Genomic DNA, 2,272 nt, shown 5'->3' on the forward strand with positions numbered 1-2,272 from the left:
ACCGCGCTGCGGGTCATGCAGCAACTGCTCGTCGACCAGCGGAACACCCTCGCGCTCGGGCAGCTCGTCCCGGTCTCGGACCTGTTCGACGTGCTCGTCGCGAACGACGAGCCGATCAGCGGTGAGCTGGGAGCGCTGTGGCGCAACGCGCAGAAGGTGTATGCGGAGATCCGTCGACTCATCCTGGACAGCCACGGGCTTGTCGAGGAAGCCGTGGGCACGGTGCCACCGACCCATGCCGTGCACCGCGACGACCGCATCGCGAAGACCCTGGTGCTCGCCGCGCTCATGCCCGAGGTCTCCTCGATGCGGGACCTCACCGCCCGCAAGATCGTCGCGCTGAACCACGGCTACATCCGTTCCATGGTGCCCGGCCAGGAGACCGGCGCCGTACTCCAGGTGGTCCGCCAGTGGGCGGCCCGGCTCGGCACGGTGCAGCTCACCGGTGACGACGCGAGCCCGCTGATCTCGGTACGCCTGGACGGCATCGACATCGAGGGCGTCCTGGACAACGCCAAGGGCGCTGATTCGGACGGCACTCGCCGGCAGGCGGCGCGGACGTTGGTGTTCGAGGCACTTGGCGCGTCCAAGGAGGTCACGCTCGACAGGGTCACCACGTACACCACGATCTGGCGGGGCACCAGGCGCGGCGTCGAACTCGTCTACGGCACCATCCGTGACCCCGGTGACCTCGGTGACAGCATGTTCGTACCCACCCACGGCGGCTGGCGGGTCGCCTTCGGCTTCCCGTTCGACGAGGATGGTCACTCCCCGGTAGAGGACCTGGACCGGGCGGGCCGCCTGCGTGGGGTGCGGCCCGCGCGCACCATCTGCTGGGTGCCGCGTCACTTCACCGCGCACGTCGAGCGGGACCTCGGCCGTTACGTGCGCCTGCAGTACGCTCTCGGGCCGAGCTTCGACCAGCTTGCCGGGCATCTTTCGGACAACGACAAGGCCATCGCCAAGCAGCAGATGGCCGCGCTACGCGACCAGTTGCGCAGCCGGCTGTCCAACGCCCTGCTGCAGGCTTACGGCGTCGTCACACCGGACGAGACGCTGGTCGACACCGCACATGGTGGGATCGACATGTTCGTCAGCCTCGAACCCGGGTTCACGCCCAAGGTGCCTGCCGGCGCCGGGCTGCGGCAGGCGTTCGAGAACCTCCTCGACCAACTGTTGAGCTGGGAATATCCTGCTCATCCGCATTTCCCCGCCGAGGTCCGCCAGGCCGATCTGCGGAAGGTTCATGGCCAGGTCCGCCGGGCGATCGAACATCCGGAACACCGAATCATGGTGGAGCCCGGTGAACGGCCACTCATGAAGAAGGTCGCGAACCCGCTGCGGCTCGGCGAGCAGCACGACCAGTACTTCGTGCTTGGCCATCACTGGGAGCAACACCTCGGTCGCAGGATCGTCGAGGCTGAGGCGGCCGGGAAACCGGTCACCATCAGGGATCTGAGGCTGTGGCTCGACGAGCCCCAGCCGATGGGTCTGCCCCAGGAGATCGCCGATCTCGTCCTGTTCGTCTTCGCCGAGCAGACCAACCGCAGCATCGTCCTCGGCCAGCCGATCGATATCAGCGCCCTGCAGCCGCTGCCCGCGGACGCAAGGGTCGCCGAGGAGCCACTGCCCGACGGGGCGACCTGGCTGGAGGCCCGTGACCGGGCCCACGCCATCTTCGCGGTCGCCGACATCACCGAGCTGTGCACCGCGCGCAACGTCGGTCTGCTCGCTGAACGCGTCCGGCGTGCCGTCGCGGACCGGACCTCGGTTGCGCGGGCACTGTACTCCGCTCTGGTCGACAAGGGTTCGGCGGTGTTACGCGCAAACGCCGATGCGGGCGCGACCGAGCGCGTGCGGATCGCGGAAGGTGTCGTACGGCTGTGCGAGGAGCTGGCGGCGGCCACCGACAACGTGGCGCTCATCGACGCACTCGCTACCTTCGACCTGCCCGGGGTCCCGCTGCACATGGGCCGGAGCCTGAGCACCGCTACCGATCTCGTCGCCGCCGTCCGCCGGGTGGACTGGGACATCTTCGCCACCGTCACCAGCTGGGGGCCGCAGCATCCGCAGGGCGCGGAGGCGAAGGTGGTGGCGGACGAGCTCGCCGGCGTCTGGGTGGCCAACGAATGGGCCAAACACCTGCAGCCGGTGCTCGGTAAGGCCGACCGGGAAGCCCGCCGGCTGCTGCTGGAAGCGACCAGGGTCAGGGATCCAACGCCTCCGCTCCCACCGGTAAAGGTCGCCGAGTTCCCACCGGTAAAGGTCGCCG

The 2,272-nt window shown here is 68.8% G+C and carries 1 pseudogene; it reads left to right on the forward strand.

Going from position 1 to position 2,272, the window contains the following annotated elements:
- A pseudogene (locus tag DD1DGNOD_RS12115) lies at positions 1–2,272 on the forward strand (hypothetical protein); the annotation flags it as partial.

It is taken from the genome of Candidatus Protofrankia californiensis (assembly GCF_900634765.1).
Lineage (GTDB): Bacteria > Actinomycetota > Actinomycetes > Frankiales > Frankiaceae > Protofrankia > Protofrankia californiensis.